Source organism: Flammeovirga sp. OC4, from assembly GCF_000812565.1.
In the GTDB taxonomy this organism is placed as follows: Bacteria; Bacteroidota; Bacteroidia; order Cytophagales; family Flammeovirgaceae; genus Flammeovirga.
Genome location: NZ_JTAM01000048.1, coordinates 1 through 18,947, shown reverse-complemented (window position 1 = coordinate 18,947; position 18,947 = coordinate 1). Strand labels below are relative to the sequence as shown.

The 18,947-nt window shown below is 37.0% G+C and carries 14 protein-coding genes; 7 read left to right on the top strand and 7 right to left on the bottom strand.

The window, feature by feature from the left end:
- Positions 1-90 precede the first annotated feature (90 nt).
- The 3 genes from PL77_RS20265 to PL77_RS20255 all read left to right on the top strand — a co-directional run bounded on the left by PL77_RS20265 (position 91) and on the right by PL77_RS20255 (position 3,453).
- Positions 91-2,058 (top strand): 1-acyl-sn-glycerol-3-phosphate acyltransferase, encoded by a 1,968-nt coding sequence (locus tag PL77_RS20265; RefSeq protein ID WP_044209532.1) that lies wholly within the window; start codon positions 91-93, stop codon positions 2,056-2,058.
- Between the two features lie 7 nt (positions 2,059-2,065).
- Entirely contained in the window at positions 2,066-2,674 is a 609-nt protein-coding gene (locus PL77_RS20260; RefSeq protein ID WP_044209529.1) for a GDSL-type esterase/lipase family protein, read from the top strand.
- 203 nt (positions 2,675-2,877) lie between these two features.
- Positions 2,878-3,453, top strand: coding sequence for a hypothetical protein (locus PL77_RS20255; protein ID WP_044209526.1), 576 nt, complete (start codon positions 2,878-2,880; stop codon positions 3,451-3,453).
- A gap of 554 nt (positions 3,454-4,007) precedes the next feature.
- Here the strand turns inward: PL77_RS20255 and eno are convergent.
- Genes eno through PL77_RS20240 form a run of 3 tightly spaced genes read right to left on the bottom strand, consistent with a single transcriptional unit; the run spans position 4,008 to position 7,770 of the window.
- A complete protein-coding gene (eno, locus tag PL77_RS20250; protein WP_044209524.1) occupies positions 4,008-5,303 on the bottom strand; it encodes a phosphopyruvate hydratase in 1,296 nt (431 codons plus the stop codon).
- Positions 5,293-6,297 (bottom strand): aminoglycoside phosphotransferase family protein, encoded by a 1,005-nt coding sequence (locus PL77_RS20245; RefSeq protein ID WP_052444591.1) that lies wholly within the window; start codon positions 6,295-6,297, stop codon positions 5,293-5,295. Before PL77_RS20245 ends, eno begins: the two co-directional genes overlap by 11 nt.
- Complete coding sequence (locus PL77_RS20240) at positions 6,298-7,770, bottom strand: aldehyde dehydrogenase (RefSeq protein ID WP_044209522.1); 1,473 nt, start codon at positions 7,768-7,770, stop codon at positions 6,298-6,300.
- Positions 7,771-8,168: 398 nt separating this feature from the next.
- On the opposite strand from PL77_RS20240, the gene PL77_RS20235 reads away from it, so the two are divergent.
- Entirely contained in the window at positions 8,169-8,648 is a 480-nt protein-coding gene (locus tag PL77_RS20235; protein WP_044209519.1) for an Lrp/AsnC family transcriptional regulator, read from the top strand.
- A gap of 501 nt (positions 8,649-9,149) precedes the next feature.
- Here the strand turns inward: PL77_RS20235 and PL77_RS20230 are convergent.
- From PL77_RS20230 to PL77_RS20220, 4 genes are all read right to left on the bottom strand, one after another.
- A complete protein-coding gene (locus PL77_RS20230; protein ID WP_044209516.1) occupies positions 9,150-9,467 on the bottom strand; it encodes a hypothetical protein in 318 nt (105 codons plus the stop codon).
- Between the two features lie 238 nt (positions 9,468-9,705).
- Positions 9,706-9,852, bottom strand: coding sequence for a DUF2256 domain-containing protein (locus PL77_RS31560; RefSeq protein ID WP_082026652.1), 147 nt, complete (start codon positions 9,850-9,852; stop codon positions 9,706-9,708).
- The gene (locus PL77_RS20225) at positions 9,852-10,490 is read right to left on the bottom strand and encodes a flavin reductase family protein (RefSeq protein ID WP_044209513.1); all 639 of its coding nucleotides are present in this window, start codon (positions 10,488-10,490) and stop codon (positions 9,852-9,854) included. The genes PL77_RS31560 and PL77_RS20225 overlap by 1 nt, the downstream gene beginning before the upstream one ends.
- Positions 10,480-11,595: an FAD-binding domain-containing protein gene (locus PL77_RS20220; RefSeq protein ID WP_044209511.1), complete on the bottom strand. Its 1,116-nt coding sequence runs from the start codon at positions 11,593-11,595 to the stop codon at positions 10,480-10,482. The genes PL77_RS20225 and PL77_RS20220 overlap by 11 nt, the downstream gene beginning before the upstream one ends.
- A 226-nt stretch (positions 11,596-11,821) precedes the next feature.
- Here PL77_RS20220 and PL77_RS20215 point away from each other — a divergent pair, with 226 nt between their 5' ends.
- The 3 genes from PL77_RS20215 to PL77_RS20205 form a co-directional block, all read left to right on the top strand.
- A complete protein-coding gene (locus PL77_RS20215; RefSeq protein ID WP_044209509.1) occupies positions 11,822-12,445 on the top strand; it encodes a TerD family protein in 624 nt (207 codons plus the stop codon).
- 14 nt (positions 12,446-12,459) lie between these two features.
- Positions 12,460-13,023 (top strand): TerD family protein, encoded by a 564-nt coding sequence (locus tag PL77_RS20210; RefSeq protein WP_044209506.1) that lies wholly within the window; start codon positions 12,460-12,462, stop codon positions 13,021-13,023.
- Between the two features lie 975 nt (positions 13,024-13,998).
- On the top strand, positions 13,999-18,947 hold a 4,949-nt coding region (locus PL77_RS20205), incomplete at its 3' end, for a type I polyketide synthase (protein ID WP_063769036.1).

Sequence of the window (18,947 nt, the reverse complement as noted above, 5' to 3'; positions counted from 1 at the left end):
GTTTAAGTGTATTTTATCCTTTTGTTAAGTTCTTAAGAATCGGCTATTTTACGGGAAATTTTTTGAAAACTGTCCAAACTAGTACTATCTATGCCATTAACTACAACACTACTTGAACTACCATTTGCAGACAGGCTAAACGAATCAGAATTAGAGATTCTTTCAGAAAATGCAGAGTTAGTTACTTTTGAAGATGATGAAATTATCACTTTACAATTTGCATCAGCTGAACAGTTCTATATCCTTTACTCTGGGAAAGTAGAATACCATCTTAATGTAGGTGATCAGCGTGGTGGATTAACAGTGGGTGAGAATAATGAAAAAGGAACGCCAATTGGATGGTCAGGTTTTAGGGAACCTTACCGCTTTGCTACTACGGCCAAAGCAAAAGGAAAAACACAGGTTGTTGTGTGGGACAACCAACTTTTGAGGGATCTTTTTGATAGTAACCCTCAAATTGGTATGCATTTTCTTTCCTCAACCTTATTATATAGCACTCATTTATTAAGAGATGCTCGAAATGTCTGGATTCAAGGGTCCATCCCAATGACCGTTGATTCATTGGAAGGAAATACCACTTATACCTCTTTCCAGGACAAAGGGCCTGTAGAATCTAATTTGGAGTTTTTCAGACAAAGCAATTTCTTCAACCCCTTCTCTGATTGGCACCTCATGAAATTAGCCAATATCAGTGATACAAAATATTATAAACAAGGCGAGAAATTACTTTCCAAAGGAGAAGCTTCCAATAAATTTATGGTGCTCAAAAGTGGAAAAGTAGCTTTGAATTATGTGAAGGATAATGGAGAAATCTATACTTCTGATATTTTACAGGAAAGAGGACAAGTGATCCTTTGGAGTGCAGCAAGTTTTGATGCCATTCCTAACTTTATGGAATTAGTGGTATTAGAACCTATTGAAGTATTGGAAATTCAGAGAATAGATCTATTGGTACTTTATGGTGAGTTTCCAAACCTCGGAATGGTCTTTATGTATAGACTATTATGGTTGTTGGGGAGTGCACTGAAAGCTGTGCGCGCTCAAGTCATCACGCAGACGTATGATCGAGAACTATTGACGATTCAGACCATGATTGATCAAGCGGGAGCACAATTGAATGTGACTTCTGATATCCATAAAATTCCATCATTATTATCAGAAAAACTGACACAAGGAATTGCTTTTGATCTTTTGGACCAATTAAGTAAAACAGGAGTAGGTCAGGAAAGAAGCTTAGCCAATCTTTTTGTGAAAGTAACAGCTCCTTTACGTAAGGAGTACTTATTTATGGAAGGGTTAAAGAAAATGACGAATCATGTCATTAAAGCTCCTAAAACAATTCCGGCAAGCCAGCTTAGAAACGAGTGTTCTGAGTTGTTTGAAAAAGCAATTGCTTATCTAGATATCAAAATTGAGGGGTTAGAAAATATACCAAAAGAGTCAGGAAATATCTTTATTTATAATCACTTACTCAATCACCCTTATTATACATTGCCTAACAATTTCCAAATTACATTGGATTCTCATTTCATTTCAATGTTACTTTTTAAGTTTTACAAGGATTCAGGGTTGAGAGTTGTAAGAATTGGAAAGGGACCAGAATACGGACACCAAGATTATTATAATAAATTGGGGCATATTGGGGTAAGAACTGCAGATTCTGATCCGTCTAAAATGTCTGATGAAGAGAAGAGAAGAAATAGAAACCTGTTTTTCGATGAAGCGAGCTCAAAATTAAAAGAGGGTATTAATTTGATTTTGAGTCCAGAAGGAACAAGTAGGGAAACACATCAATCTCCCGTAGATTTTAAGCCGGGTGCTTTTATGATTGCGAATCATTCTGGTATTGATCCTTTGATTGTTCCAATTGCTTTGTCGTTCTTTGACAAACGAATGAGTAAAGCAAAGTTAGGTGTTGTTATCAAACCCGCTTTCAGACTATCAGAAGTTATAGATACTACAAAACCCTTTAAAGAGGAACTAAGAGGGTTTTTAAAAAGTTATTCTAAAAAATATCGTTCCTATGTAGAGGAGGCCATTCAGTTGGTGGAAAATTAAATTAACAATGACAACAGAAGAAATCCAGTTTTATAAGCATGAAGGGCTACCAGAGTTGGCCGAAAATTTACGAAAACAGCCTTCAATTGATCAACCTATTGTTTTTTATGGCAGTTCATCTTTTAGACTTTGGAAAAAAGTAAGAGAAGATTTAGGAAATGAGGAAATCCTAAATATGGGTTTTGGAGGCTCTACTTTAGAAGCTTGTGCACTTTATTTCAATCAATTATTTAAAGACATTGAATCTCCTAAAAGTGTATTTATTTATGCAGGAGATAATGATCTAGGTGGGGGACAGAAAGCTGAAGATATCTTATTCTCCTTTGAGAGTATTTATAATCAACTAAGATTTAAATATGGAGAAGATCTTCCTATTTACTACATGTCTATTAAGCCGAGTCCAAGCAAGGATAATATTATGCATGAGATAGAGAAATCAAATCTCTTGGTAAAGGAAGCAATGCATACATTGAAAAACATCACTTATGTCGATATTTTCACTCCAATGTTGGATGAGAATGCGAAAAGTAGACCGGACTTATTTGAAGAAGATATGCTTCATATGTTGCCTGCCGGTTATGAAATTTGGGCAGAGGTGTTGAAAAAGTACTTATAGTTCAAAACTGAAAAATGGTAAGGGGATATCTTAAAACTTCTTACCATTTTTTTGATGTTTTTTCTTAAGATTGATTGAAATAAACTACTTTTGACTTAGTACTTAATCTTTAATAAGAGTGACAACTTTATTGCAGGTTGATTCGTACAAAAAAATAGTTCAATTGAATGAACTGAAAACTAAATAAAACAACTTAATTCAACATGAAAAATTGGCCATTGATTGTAGTACTTTTGTGTATTACTCATCTTTCAAATGCTCAGGTAATGGATAAAGTAAAAGGAGCTTTTATTGCCAAAACGCCTGTGACTACTGAAGGATTAGAAAATTTAAAAGAGAATAACGTTGATATATCTCAATTAGTGGTTTATATCTCAGAGGAAATTCATATCCAAAGAGATATTCCTAAAGATGCTGAAGTAATCAATAATAATGAAGGAAACATTATCTATGATAATGGAAAAAGGATTGAGAAAATAAAAATCGTCAAAGGAGCTACAGGTATTATTACCCAAAATTATCCGGATTCATTAAAGGTGAAGTTTGAGAATAAGGAAGGGTATGAATTTACTTTTATCAAAGACAAAAGAGGAACTGATAACTCTTCTGCATTTTACTTAAAAGTAACTCAAGATAGAGACGTAGAGTATGGTCCGTATACATGGTACTTGAACTGGGGTAGAGGCGCCAATGTACTATGGAAGTACAAAGAAATTACAAAGTCTGTAGCCAACACCAAAAGGGTGAAAGGTATAAAACCTAGTGGGACTCAGAAATAATATTGCATGTAAACCCTTCAAGGTCGATTAAAAGTTGATGAAAACTTAGCTTACAAAGCATTAAGTGCATTGTAAACTAAGTTTTCGTTATTTATATTGTTTAGAAATCAGGAGATTTCTGTTGATCTGTAGGACACGAATGCCGCTAACGCTTAACATTCGCGCCAGTGGCATTCTACCCAATTCGTTTGGCAGAACTTTCCTCGGCCTTGAAGGGAAAAGCGTTAAGAATTTCATGAAGTGAGCCGTTAAAAATGATTTTGTTGTTTGAGCGCAGCGAGTTTAAAATCATTTAGGCGAGAGAAATGGAATTTAGCTTTTGACTTCAAAGCCTTGAATTTTTTGCTTCGTTTTTGTTTCAAGACAAAAATGAAGAAGAAGGAAGCTTGAAAGTAGTAGTCCCTATAAATTCTTGTAGAAAGAGGGGGGGATTTAACGAAAATTTAGTTTACAATGTATTAAGCTAGAGGACTCAAAATATAAAATAGGTTCGAGTGATAAAATATCGCTCGAACCATTTTGTATAACCATGGACCTATTTCGAAATTATTCTTTTATACAGAAGCTGTAGAGAAGATCTGATCATAAATTTTTCCTCCAATAAAAGTAGCCTTATCACCAAGATGACGCTGTATTCTAAGGTTTTCATTCCATTTTACCATACGTTCACTTCTAGCAAATGAACCTACTTTCAATTGCCCTGCATTGGTAGCGATCGCTAAGTGCGAGATAAAAGCATCTTCAGTCTCACCTGATCGAGCAGAAACAACCGGAAGCCAGCCTGCTTTTTGAGTCAGTGCAATTGCCTCTAAAGTTTCAGAAACAGAACCAATCTGATTGAGTTTAATCAAGACAGAATTAGCCAACTGTTGAGCAATCCCTTCTTCAATTCTTGTAATGTTTGTAGTGAATAAGTCATCCCCAATAATTTGTACACGATGACCGAATTCTTGAGTGAATTTTTGCCAATAGTTAAATTCTGTATCTGCAAAAGGGTCTTCAATGGAAACAATCGGATATTTCTCACACCAATCTTTCATCAAAGCATAGAATTCATCAGGGCTGAGTTTTTTATTTTCTAGTCTCAAGTGATAGTTTTCACCATCAAACAAGTCACTTGCGGCAATGTCTAGAGATATTGCTACATCTTTACCAGCTTCATAACCTGCCCTTCGGATAGCTTCCATAAATACTTCAAATGGCTCTTCATTATTGGTATAATCAGGCCACCAGCCCCCTTCATCAGCAATGCCCACACATTTCCCTTTTTCCTTCATGACTTTCCCCGCTTCATGGTAGATATTGTGTGTCATTTCTAGAGTTTCCTCGTATGTTGTTGCACCAATGGCAATCACTAGAAAATCTTGAATATCCGTGGCCCAGTCGGCGTGTGCTCCACCGCCTAGAATTTGGATCTCATTGAGCGGAATCAGGTGTCCTTCACCATTGCCAAGGTATTCATAGAGTTTTTGGTTTTTAGCATTTGCTGCAGTATTAGCTACAGCCATTGATGTTCCCAAAATAGCATTCGCACCCAATCGAGATTTATTAGGTGTACCATCTAAAGCAATCATTTTTTGATCAATATTTTTCTGATCAAAAACACTATCACCTTTTAAAGCATCAGCAATTTCTCCTTTTACATTAGCGATGGCATTGAATACAGATTTTCCTCTAAATCTCGTTTGATCACCGTCTCTCAATTCCCAAGCCTCAAATTGTCCAGTAGAAGCACCTGAAGGAACAAGCCCTCGTCCTGTTGTGCCATCTTCTAATTCTACTTCGACTTCTAAAGTAGGATACCCCCTAGAATCATAGATTTGATAGGCGTCAATATTTTTAATATTCATTTTCTAATTGTATTGAGTTTACCCACAGATTTGAAAAAACATCAAGTGTTTTTATCTTTTTGGGTAATGTTTTATAAACAAAGTTTCGTACTATATCCTGTTGTTCTTCTTGCAGATACTCTACGGGAGATTTTCCATCAACCCTTGCCAACATCAATAATAATAGAAGGTGAACGGTTTGTTCCTCTAGCCTTTCTTTTGATGCAAAAGTGACTTTTGATTGATAAGTTTGAAAGAATTGCTCTGCAAGAAGCATCAACGGTTGCGATTGCTCAGGCATTAATAGTGCTTTCAACATAAAGTGGTTGATCAAGAAAGCAAGATCAAAAATAGGATCACCATACCAAGCTACTTCACAGTCAAGTACTACAATACGGTGAGGTGATACCATTATATTTTTTGGACTGAAATCACCATGCACCAAACATTTTTTAGTATTACTCAACCGCAATGCCTCCTCGCTGAAATAAGATAAAAGTTGAGGATGCTTTTGGGCTGTACTCAATAGGTAGGGATCAATTCTCAGCTCATGAAAATTCTGAAGAGTATCAAATTGAGCAGCTACTTTTTTTTGGTCAAAAGAGGTATTGTGAATAAGACCAAGAATACGCCCCGCCTCACGAGCGTATTCCGTATTGATCTTTCCTTCCATTAATTCTTTTTTCCAATTCGAGAAATCACCTTCAATCATTTCCATACAGAAAAAGTGACGTTCTTCGTCTTGGTGTAGTATCTTCGGAACAGCCTCAGGCAATAAGTCGCCTACATATTTTAAGTACTTCTGCTCCGTGTGATTTCTACCAATATCAGCAAACCAATCTTCTTTTACTTTCAGTTTTTGTAAGGCTCGTTTTACCACAATCCTTTTCTTTCCATCATCCAAAAGAAGAATTTCACAAGACACCCCACCGTTTAGTGGGGTAATCTTAAGGTTTCGACTACTGATAATTCTTTGCGTTTGCAGGTACTCCACTAATTCTTTTTGATTCATCATCTATGCAATTGGTTCTGCAATCGTCAATCCTCTAGTATAATCAAATAGTGTTTCAATACTATTGACACCTCCGCCGTTTCCACTTCCGTTTACCCCTCCATAGGGCAGTCCATAAGCGAAGACATTGTGGGCGTTGACCCAGCTGTTACCCGATACCATTTCGAGGGCTACTCTTTGTGCTTTTTCAGTAGAAGTAGTCCATACACTATTCGCTAAACCATAATCCAAACAGTTGACTTGTTGTATGGCTTCTTCTTCTGTTTTAAATGTGGTAATGTAAGCGACTGGTCCAAAGATTTCTTCTTTAAAACAGATATTATTCTGGTCACCCATCAATAACGTAGGAGGGATGTAATACCCTTCTTTTTCAGGTGCAGTATTAGCTCCCAAAATAAGCTTTGCACCCTCTTTTATGCCTTTTTGGATATAATCAATTATACTATCCTGTTGCTTTTTGCTAACCACAGGCCCCATTTCACACTCTTCCATCATACCCGGCTGAATGACTGTTTTTTGAAGATTTGCCTTCACTTTTTCTACAAACTCATCTACAACATTTTCTTGAATGATCCATCGTGTAGCAGTACAGCAAACTTGCCCGGTGTTGAGTGTGATAGCACCTGCAAGACCTTCTGCAGCATGATCAATGTCTGCGTCTTCAAAAACTACGGCTCCACCTTTCCCACCAAGCTCAAGTTTAGCAGGTTTAAGGTGTACGCCGCAGTTCTGACCAATATGTCTCCCTACAGTTGACGATCCCGTGAAAGAAACACATTTTACTTTAGGATGTGTAGTAATGACTTCTCCAGCCACCGACCCTTTTCCAGGAACTATATTAATTACTCCCTCAGGGATACCGGCTTCTTGTGCTAGTTTTCCTAAATAGAGTGTACTTAACGGTGTAATTTCAGCGGGTTTGATCACGACCGTATTTCCCGCTGCAAGTGCAGGGCCTATTCCCCACATACAAAGTGTTAATGGGAAATTCCAAGGGAAAATAAAACCGACTACACCATAAGGTATTCTCACTTGTTTTCCGTTGATTCCTTCTATTTCAAGCTTTTGCTCAAAGTCTTTTTCAAGAATGAGGTCACTGAAATATCGTATACATTCAATGCCAAAAGGAACATCAAAACCTCTTGCGTTGTTGATGGCTTTTCCTACATCTAACGCTTCTAGTTGAGCCAATTCTTCACTGTCTCTTTCACATAAATCAGCAAAGCGTTTCAATACCTCTGCTCTTTGTTGTGGTGAGTATGATTTCCATTGAATAAAAGCTTTATCTGCTGCTTCAATGGCATCTTCTACATCACTTTTTGACGATAGATTTACCTTGGCTAACACCTTTCTGTTGGCAGGGTTCTCTATTGTAGACGTTTCTTCATATTCCCCCTTTTTCCAAGTTCCATTGACAAACGCAGGTATTGGATCTTGTGCCAAAAAGGCTTTTACTTTATCTGTTAATTGGTTCATAGGTTATGTGTTTATGTAATAATTCATTTACTAAAGATTGCATATCGATCTTTTTACAAATGTAAGGAGAGTCGGTAGGGGAGAATAAATGCTTTATTATCAGGTTTGTGTACTATATTTCCTTTTAAAGGAGATTTTTGAATTTTAAATGACATTTGATACATATTCAAGCTGTCAATTGATTTTATAGTACAAATAAGATGTCCTACTTCATTTCTTTTGATAAACTAATATGTATATAGGGAAAGGGTAGATTTTATTTCTTTTAAAAGATCTAATATTAGATTATTTTATTACAGTAGTGTTTTTAATGTGATTTTATATCTGTCTTTAATTTTATAATTAGTTTATTTGTCTTTTGACTTGAATTTTGAAATACATTGTTAGAAAGATTATCTATGAAGGAATTAGACCGCTTAGACATACAGATATTGAACTTACTTCAAAAGAACTCCAATTTGAGTACCAAAGAAATTGGGCACAAAGTTCACCTTTCGACCACACCCGTTTATGAGAGGATTAAGAGAATGGAGAGGGAAGGTTATATCAAAAATTACGTGGCGGTTTTGGATGCTGAAAAACTAGACCGTTCACTTACTGTTTTTTGTAATGTGACCTTAAAAGAGCATTCTAAGGTCATCGGCCATCAATTTGTAAACGACATCTTAGCACTAGATGAAATTACAGAGTGTTACAATATTTCAGGAGATTATGATTTCTTATTGAAAGTAATGGTGAAAGACATGAAGGCTTATCAGGATTTTGTATTGAATAAATTAGGAGAGATTGCAAATATAGGCAGTGCTCATAGTACGTTTGTGATGGGAAAGATTAAAGAATCAATTCATGTTCCTTTGAAAGGATTAGGTAAAAAATAACCCGATAAATATTGTATTTATCGGGTCAACTTCGTAGCGGTTGTTTGGAACCTCTCTTCTTGTGAATTTCTTTTCAAAAGATGTTTCAGATATCAATTCTTACTACATTGTAAACTAAATTGCCGTTAACTTTCAATCGACCTTTTTATAAGTAATCATAGGATCTACTTTCAAAGTTCCTTCTTCTTCATTTTGTTTTGAAACAAAAACGAAGCAAAAAAGTCAAGGCTTTGAACGCAAAAGCTAAATTCCATTTCTTTCGCCTAAATGATTTTAAACTCGCTAAAGCTCAAACAACAAAATCATTTTTAACGGCTCATTCCATGAAATTCCTAACGCTTTTCCCTTCAAGACCGGGGTAGAACTACCAAATTAAAAGAGTAGTAATACTACTTACTGGCGCGAATGTTAAGCGAAAGCGGCATTTGTGTCCTTCAGATCATCAGAAATCTCCCGATTTCTAAATAGTATAAATATTCGAAAACTTGGTTTACAATGTACTTATTCTCCTTTATTAAAGTAATTCGGGTTTTGTTGTAAGAAAAGCTCTGCATCTTCAGCAGTCATCCTGAATTTATTCATTAGCATTTGCAGTTCAGGACCAATTACTTTTTTAGGAGCCGCTTTTTTTCTAGCAGCTGTTGCTTTCTTCTTGATCTCTTTATTTTTCTTCTCCCTAGCGACAGATTCTTCCACTTCGTTTGTCACTACAGATCCACTACCACTAATAGTTTTACCTTTACATCTAACTAAGTGACTCGCAAATTCTGCATCAGGAATTCTTGCTTTACATCTAGGACAAGTTCTTGTTGAGGCCATATATAATAATTATGATTAAATGAGTGACTGCAAATATAAGGTAAAAAAAAACGAATTAGTTCGTTGAAAAATGAGTTTTTAGAAACATTCAAGAAATTGATAGTTATTACGCAAATGAATCTTTTTTTATCAATATGCTTTACAATAATGTAATATAAAATCCAATAATTTTATATTTTAAGCCCGATTATTTGATAGTGAATTAATTAGATAAAAGTAAGGTGGATTTACCCTATAATTAATTCTTGATCTTTTGTTTATTTCTCCTGCACCGCTCGCTACAATATTTTACTTCTTCCCACACTTTCTCCCATTTTTTTCTCCAAGTAAAAGGTCGCTCACATACCACACAAACTTTAGTCGGGAGGTCTCTTTTCTTTTTCATCACTTCTCAGAAACTACAATGTTATCAGTTTGAGCAATTGGAAGAGTGGCTAGATTTTGAAAAGAATAATAGGAACGGAGTCCTGAGATTCCTGCGCTTTCTGCTTCAGAAAGATTGATATTCCCTTGCTCATCTACTATTTTTTCTTCTTTAATATGAAGAAAATTGACTCTTCCAATGACAATTTTGGTCTTATTGGCTTTCACATCCATGATATCTTCTAAAGTCATCCCGATTTGGATTTTACTTTCTTTTACGAATGGAGCTTTGATTTCAGGGTGATATTCTGGTGTGAGATTGCAGGCATCGAATTCAGAAATTCCCTTGTCAAACTTGGCTGATGTAAGGTGGGCATTTATAATTTTATCAGTAACGACATGATTTATGGTATAAGATGAAGTTTCTAATATATTTTGTAGAGTATGTCGGGGAACTTCTTGAGAAGGGCGTGTCACAAATGCAATCAATGGAGGATTACTTCCTAGGTGAAAAACCGAACTAAATATAGCAAGGTTCTCATTTCCTTCTTTATCCACTGTTCCAATTAAATTTCCGGGTTTTATGCCTGTAATGGAATTAATAAGATTGATCTTAAATTTAAATTCCAAAGTGTCTATTTCTTGTTTATTAAGCTTCATGATAATTCGGGTTGAAAATTTCTTTTTTTACATATTTCCAGAACTTAAAGAATGAGGGGTAATATCCTTTGACATTGGAAATCCAATCTCTTTCCTCTTCAATTCCTTTATAGTGTCTAACTGTTGGGTGCTCCTTGTAATAAATGCTTGAACCTTCTAATTGTTTTTCTAATTCATCAAATTCACCAACAAAAACTTGAATGTTGTCAATGTTCTCAGAAAGGTCAAGTATAAATTGAAGCACATGATCACTGACAGGGTATTTTTCAAAATGTGAAGGTTCAAGTAATAAAATACGATTACCTTCTACTTCATGATTCCAAAGGGGATCAAGATTATAAGAATTATAAATGAAAGAAGGAATGGAAGTGTCAATGGTGATTGAAGTACTGTCTGGTAATGGGGTAATGAACTCAGGCTGGAGGTGATCTTGAAGAATAGAAGGCGTTTCCATTTGTTCCAATTCTTCATAAGATTTATCAAGGAAAGTTCCTTTTTGAAACGTATGAGTATACTTATTGATATTCGACTGATTCGCAAAATACTTTTTATTGCTATTGGCACCCGCTACCCATTGCCAACTTAATGCATTACTTGCCCAATCATGATCTAGCAGATGATAATACATCCATTGGGCAGGGACTTTCCAATGTGATTTCCCAATATTACAGGTAAACATTGCAATGTACATTCTCATATGATTATGAAGGTATCCTTGCTTTCGGAGTTCGGTAAGGTGCTCATCAATGACCTCAATGCTTGTGTTTTCATGAAAAATAGCGGATGGAATACCATAATGTTCCACTTGAGGTTGTTGATGTTTAAGATCTTCATCAATATCCTTTTCAATCCATATCTGTTGCCAATAATCTCTCCATGCTAATTCCTGAATAAACTTTTCATTCTTTCTAAGGCTGAAACCATTTTTAATCAGTCTTGAAACGACATATTTAGTGGATATAACTCCTCTTGAAATGTAAGGTGATAGATAAGAAACTTCTCCATCAATATAATTTCTTGACCGAGCATAGTTTTCGGGTGAATACTGATCTACTATATTTTTGATCGCATCAAAAGTAGTAGGAAACTCAAAGGTTGTGATCATAATTATTGTTTATTGCGGATTGAAGAGGCACTTGAATTTAGTAAGTGATCGTTTTTTAAAGTTGTTCTTAATGTTAAATGGATGAATAAGAAAAATGTTTGAAAAAATGTAAAATGGTTCGAGCAATTGACAACCAATGTTAATCGTCTTCGTTAAACAATATTTTAAAACTACTTTTAAATAAATAGCAACATCAACTAATACTTTTTAACGACTATAGATAAATATGAGTAATACCGAACTCCAAAAAAGGTCAAAAATCACATTGAAAAAAGGTAGTACCATTTCTTTGATCAAAGACAATGGTAGTTCTTTGGACTTTGTGCGGGTAGGTGTCAACTGGGGTGCTATCCAGAAAAAAGTGTTTTTTAATATGATCCCTTATACAACAAATGTCGATTTGGATGCCAGTCTTTCCGCTTTTGACAAGGACAAGGAACATATATACACTGTTTACTATAACCAATTAACATCTCCAGATGATGCAATAAAACACTTTGGAGATGACCTTGAGGGCGATTTAAATGGAAATGATGGCTTGGATAATGAAATAATCTGGGTAGACCTAAAAAATATCGACAAAAAAGTAAAGCAAATTTACTTGTACTTAAATTCTTACTCTCAACAAAACTTCTCACAAATCCCTTTTTCAGAGGTAAATATTTATTCTCAGAATGAATGCCTTGCCAATTTTAATTTATCTTCTTCTGAAGAATATGCAGATTATGTCTCAATGTTGATGGGGCGTTTGGTACTGAAAAATGACTGTTGGGAGTTTGAGGTAATTGGAACACCGATTGCAGCAAAGGATATTTCTGAAACTATTTTACATATAAAAAATAACTACTAGAGCATAATAATGTTATGGGTATAGACTTAAAAAAAGGAAGCAAAGTCAACCTGATGAAGGGCAACGTAAGGTTGGACAAAGTAATGTTAGGAATTGGTTGGGACATCATTCCTGGAAACTCACTAGATCTTGATATTTCTGTTTTTATGGTTGGAGAAAACGGAAAACTTCCTGCAGACGAATACTTTATTTTCTATAATAACCTTAAATCGCCAGACAATAGCGTAGAACATACAGGAGATAACAGAAATGGAGAAGGAGATGGTGATGATGAAATGATTTTAGCTTATTTATCTCAAATTAACCCTTCTATCAAAGAACTAATTTTTGTCGCATCAATTCACAATGCAGATGTACTAAATCATCATTTTGGTATGTTGGATAATGCTTATATACGAATTGTAGACGTAGACAAGAAAAACGAAATTTTAAGATACAGCTTGAATAAAACTACTTTTGGAAATGCCACTGATATGGAGTTTGGCAGGCTGATAAAATCTGGAAGAGAATGGACTTTTAAAGCAACAGGAGACGGAACTAGAATTGGTTTGCAGGGTTATGTAGATCAATACGTTTAAAAAAATATTTTTGAGAGGCTTGCTGAGATGTAAGCCTCTTTTTTTGTGCTAAGTACTGCATTGTAAACTTCTAGTCAATTATTCCGAAGGCTTTTATGCCCTACTTTCAAGCTTCCTTCTTCTTCATTTTTCCATTGATGAAAAACGAAGCAAAAAATTCAAGGCTTAGAAGTCAAAAGCTAAACTCCATTTCTCTCGCCTAAATGATTTTAACGGCTCATTCCATGAAATTCTTAACGCTTTTCCCTTCAAGGCCAGGGGGAGTACTACCAAACTAAAGTGGTAGAAAGCTCAATGGCGCGAATGTTAAGCGCTAGCGTCATTCGTGTCCTTTAGATCATCAGAAATCTCCTGATTTCTAAGTGTTATAAGTATTCGATATACTTAGTTTACGATGTAGTACTAAGCCAAAAATAAATAGAATTAGTATTAAATAATTTTGTCTTGGTACTTAGCATCAAAAGAGTATAAAAAACTATATCAGCCTATCAACTTATGATACATTTATTGAAGAAATTTTAATTTAAAAACTGAGAAAAGGTAAGGTGATAGAAAATAAATAACAGTAAAATCGGCTTAATGAATAAGTCTCTTTTTTTGCTTCTATCAATGATTTGCTTTGAAGTGTAATGGTAGTATGAATAATGTTACAAGAATTATTAAAAACTTTTTAAGGCATTGACATTTTTCTGAAAAATAAATATTTCATCTGACTTTAAAATTCAATTTATACCCTCTGAAATACTCGAAAATAGGGTTAAAATAAAAAATAACATTTTTTTAGATTTTGATATTTACCCTGGTTTTTGGCTATTAGTGAATACTTACTTCTGTAATGTAATACAGTTGTCTATTGTTTTGTACTTTTTTGATAGATGAATGAATAGGTAGTCATTATTAAATAAAAGCAAACATATATTTTTTTTAGAAAAGTTGTCACAATTTCGGGATCTGAATTGTTATACGGGCTGAAAAATGAGCAAAAGCGAGCTTGAACAAACTTTCATCATTCAAGTAACCATTTCATTTTTTGAGCGAGTAACGAATAAAAGTAAAGTAGTACAACGTGTGTATTGTACTATTCCAAGAATAAAAGATATGACAGACACAAACCAACTGCTTAAAGAGACGCCAATTGCCATTGTTGGTATGGCCTCTGTATTTGCAGACTCTGAGAACCTAGAGAAGTACTGGGAAAATATCATCCAAGGTGTGGATTGTATCAAAGAAGTACCTGATGATCGATGGAAAATAGACGACTACTATGATCCAAATCCATTAGCAGAAGACAAAACTTACTGTAAAGTAGGTGGCTTCGTTCCAAAAATCGATTTCAACCCAATGGAGTTTGGTTTACCACCAAATATCTTAGAAGTAACGGATGCTTCACAACTATTGGGTCTTGCAGTAGCAAAAGATGCATTGATCGATTCAGGGTATGCTCCAGGTTCAGATGCGTTGAAAGCAGATCTAAGAGAAAGAACAGGTGTTATTCTTGGCGTTGGCGGTGGTCAAAAGCTAATCATTCCTTTGACGGCTCGTTTACAGTATCCAGTTTGGAGAAGAGCATTAGAGTCAATGGGAATGCCAGAAGAACAAATCGCAGTGGCCATCGAGAAGATGAAAGCAGCGTTTGTGCCTTGGACAGAAAACTCATTCCCAGGTTTATTGGGTAACGTAATTTCTGGTCGTATCGCTAACCGTTTTGACTTCGGTGGTATCAACTCAGTAGTGGATGCAGCTTGTGCGGCTTCACTATCAGCGATCAAAATGGCGGTGGCTGAATTGGTAGAAAAAAGAGCAGATATGATGATTACTGGTGGTGTAGATACAGACAACTCACCATTTATGTACATGTCATTCTCAAAAACTCCTGCATTCTCTCGTAACGGTAGCATTCGTCCATTTGACCAAGATGGTGACGGTATGTTGATCGGTGAAGGGGTAGGTATGATGGTCATGAAGCGTTTAGAAGATGCTGAGCGTGATGGAGATAAAATCTATGCTGTTGTAAACGGTATTGGTGGTTCTTCAGATGGTCGTTATAAGTCAGTTTATGCGCCTCGTCCTTCAGGTCAAGCTTTAGCGATGAGAAGAGCTTATGAGGAAGCAGGTTATGATCCATCAACAGTTGGTTTGATTGAAGCACACGGTACGGGTACTAACGCTGGTGATGCATCAGAAGGTGTATCAATGGGTATGGTATTCGGTGATGATGGTGTGAAAACTAATCACATTGCATTAGGTTCTGTAAAGTCTCAAATTGGTCATACAAAAGCAGCAGCAGGTGCAGCGGGTATGATTAAAGCAGCTTTAGCCTTACACCACAAAATCCTTCCAGGTACAATCAATATCACAAAACCGAACCCGAAATTAGAGATTGAGAAGAAAGCATTCTATATCAACTCTGAGACTAGACCTTGGTTCCAGAAAGATGCTCAAACTCCATTGAGAGCAGGTGTATCAGCTTTCGGTTTTGGTGGTGTCAACCTTCACTTCTCTATGGAGGAGTACAAAGGACAATCAATCGAGAAAAATAGAGTTCACAATATCCACAAACAATGGTTGCTTTCTGAAGTATCATCATCTGCGTTAGTGGCATTGGCTCAAAAACATATTGACGGTTTATCAGGTGCAGATGCAAAAGCTTACTACAAAGAAGTATCCGCTACAGCATTCGCAGAAAATGTTCCTGTAAATCAACCAAGAGTTGGTTTCGTTGCTTCATCAATTGAAGAGGCTACGAAAAAACTTCAAGCTTTTGTTGCTGCATTATCGAAAGATGCAAACGCAGCAGAGTGGAAAAACCCAATCTTAAATGTTTGGTATAGAAGTGCCGCTTATAACGGTAAGGACAATGTTGCTGCTTTATTCGCAGGACAAGGTTCTCAATACACAAACATGGGTAATGAAATCGCTTGGTCATTCCCTCAAGTTCGTGAAGTATTCGCGAAAGTGAACGGTGAATTTGAAGCAAGCAACAAAAAACCTTTAACTGAGACTGTATATCCGATTCCTGTATTCAGCGATGAGGAGCGTAAACAACAACAAGCGGTACTTACACAAACTGAAAATGCTCAACCAGCAATTGGTGCATTATCGGTAAGTATGTATCACATTTTACAAAACGCAGGCTTCAAAGCAAGTTACTTTGCAGGTCACTCTTATGGTGAGCTTTCAGCTTTGTATGCTTCAGGTGCAATCGACTTAGCAACGTTCATCAAACTTTCGAAAGAAAGAGGACAAGCAATGTCAGCACAAGCAGGTGTAGATGCAGGTACTATGATGGCTGTTAAAGCAGATGTTGTAGCAGTTCAACCTTACATCGGTAAATACCAAAATGTACAGGTAGCCAACATCAACTCAGGTACGCAAACGATCTTAGGTGGTGCGAAGAACGAATTGGAGGCGCTTAAAACGGAATTAAAAGCAGCAGGCTTATTAGCGACTATCCTACCAGTTTCTGCCGCATTCCATACACCTTATGTAGGTCATGCTTCTAAACCTTTCGCAGCAGTATTAGACAATACAAACATTGCTGCTCCTCAAGGTAAATTGTATTCGAACACATTAGGTACTGCTTACCCAGCACAACCTCAGTTCATCAAAGAAACTCTAAAGAGACACATTTTAAGTCCAGTTAAATTCAAAGAGCAAATCGAGAAAATGTACCAAGAAGGTGCAAGAGTGTTCGTTGAATTTGGACCGAAAAATATTCTATCCAACTTAACTTCTGAAATCTTAGCAGGTCAAGATCACCAAGTGATTGCATTGAACCCTAATCCTAAGAAAAACTCAGACGTTCAGTTGAGAGAAGCAGCTATCCAGTTAGCTGTAATGGGTATCCAAATCCAAAACTTTGATCCGTACGCAAGACCAGTTCAAGCAGGTGGTGCGAAGTCGAAAATGAATGTACAGATTTCTGGTACAAACTATTTGACAGACGGTTTCAAGAAGAGATACCAAGACACATTAGCGAAGGGAGGAAAAGTGCTTTCGCAAAAAGCACCGTTAGTAGAAGAAATCGAAACGGTGATTGCTGAGACAACAGACATGTCTCAAATTATTGAAGAAAAAATTCGTCAGAAACAAAATTCAGCTTCCATGGCAGAGAAGGCAGTATTGGATCAAATCCAAGCAGATATCCAGCGTCTAACTGAGCAACAAACACGCATCGAACAAATGTTGTCGTCGTTGTTCAACATGCAAACAAATAACCAATTAGCTTCAAATGCAGCTCCTGCTCCTCAGCAGTTACAAGCTCCAGCTGAAGTGCCAACTCCAGCCCCAGTTGCTGAAACTCCTGCACCTGCTCCAGTAGCAGCACCAGTTGTTGAAACACCAGCTCCAGCAGCGGCACCTACTTCAGGTAGTGTATCAAATGCAGAAATCGAAGCATCTTTATTAGCAGTAATCGCTGAAAAGACAGGTTACCCTTCTGAGATGTTAGAAATGAGCATGGATATGGAAGCTGATTTAGGAATTGACTCTATCAAGCGTGTTGAAATCTTCGGTGCGATGACAGAGGCTAATCCATCAGTTCAAGGTGTAGATCCACAAGAATTAGCTGAGTTAAGAACATTAGCTCAAATTGCTGAATATATTTCAGGAAAAGCAGGTGCAACATCAGCACCGGCAGCAGCTCCTGCACCAGCGGCGGCTCCAGTAGCAGCAACGCCAGTTGTAGAAACACCAGCTCCAGCAGCAGCAGGTGGCGTAACCAACGCAGAGATCGAAGCATCACTTTTAGAAGTAATTGCTGAGAAAACTGGTTACCCTTCTGAGATGTTAGAAATGGGTATGGATATGGAAGCTGACTTAGGAATTGACTCTATCAAGCGTGTTGAGATCTTCGGTGCGATGACAGAGGCTAATCCATCAGTTCAAGGAGTAGATCCACAAGAATTAGCGGAGTTAAGAACATTAGCTCAAATCGCTGAATATATTTCAGGAAAAGCAGGTGCAACTTCAGCACCGGCAGCAGCTCCTGCACCAGCGGCGGCTCCAGTAGCAGCAGCGCCAGTTCAAGAAACAGCAGCTCCAGCAGCAGCAGGTGGCGTAACTAACGCAGAAATCGAAGCATCATTATTAGAAGTAATCGCTGAGAAGACAGGTTACCCAGCAGAGATGTTAGAAATGGGTATGGACATGGAAGCTGATTTAGGCATTGACTCTATCAAGCGTGTTGAGATCTTCGGTGCAATGACAGAGGCTAATCCATCAGTTCAAGGCGTAGATCCACAAGAATTAGCGGAGTTAAGAACATTAGCTCAAATCGCTGAATATATTTCAGGAAAAGCAGGTGCAACATCAGCACCGGCAGCAGCTCCTGCACCAGCGGCGGCTCCAGTAGCAGCAACGCCAGTTGTAGAAACACCAGCTCCAGCAGCAGCAGGTGGCGTAACCAACGCAGAGATCGAAGCATCACTTTTAGAAGTAATTGCTGAGAAAACTGGTTACCCTTCTGAGATGTTAGAAATGGGTATGGACATGGAAGCTGACTTAGGAATTGACTCTATCAAGCGTGTTGAGATCTTCGGTGCGATGACAGAGGCTAATCCATCAGTTCAAGGCGTAGATCCACAAGAATTAGCAGAGTTAAGAACATTAGCTCAAATCGCTGAATATATTTCAGGAAAAGCAGGTGCAACATCAGCAGCGGCGGCAACTCCTGCTCCAGCGGCAGCTCCAGTAGCAACAGCACCAGTTCAAGAAACTGCAGCTCCAACTCAAGGTGGAGTATCTAACGCAGAAATCGAAGCATCATTATTAGAAGTAATCGCTGAGAAGACAGGTTACCCAGCAGAGATGTTAGAAATGGGTATGGACATGGAAGCTGATTTAGGCATTGACTCTATCAAGCGTGTTGAGATCTTCGGTGCAATGACAGAGGCAAATCCATCAGTTCAAGGAGTAGATCCACA